This window comes from Aequorivita vitellina (assembly GCF_022008365.1).
Taxonomy (GTDB): domain Bacteria; phylum Bacteroidota; class Bacteroidia; order Flavobacteriales; family Flavobacteriaceae; genus Aequorivita; species Aequorivita vitellina.
Window position 1 is genome coordinate 1 of record NZ_JAIRBA010000181.1, and the last position, 335, is coordinate 335.

General features: G+C 37.6%; 1 protein-coding gene. It reads left to right on the forward strand.

Annotation, left to right across the window (positions count from 1 at the left end; translation table 11 throughout):
- Positions 1-168: 168 nt before the first annotated feature.
- A partial coding sequence (locus K8089_RS16425) for a GIY-YIG nuclease family protein (RefSeq protein ID WP_237604354.1) occupies positions 169-335 on the forward strand: 167 nt, incomplete at its 3' end.

A 335-nucleotide genomic window follows, 5' to 3' on the forward strand; every position in this document is an offset into this window, starting at 1 on the left:
TATCTTACGTGAAAAGCAGATTAAAAAGTGGAAAAGTAGAAAGATGATTGAGACGTTGATAAACTCCAAGAATTAGCTCGGCTGGTTTAGAGCATTCCGAAGTAAATTCGGAACAGGCTCTCATCGCCCACCAGATTTAAAACCGGAGCTTTCGCTTCGGTTTTTTTTATGATTTATTTCATCTACATATTGTATTCTGAAAGTCTAGATAGCTACTATGTGGGTGCTACTGAAAATATCGAAACTCGTTTAAAGGAGCATCTTTGGAAGCACAAAGGTTTTACGTCAAAGGCAAAAGATTGGGAACTTAAATACTCCGAAAGCTTTGCGACAAA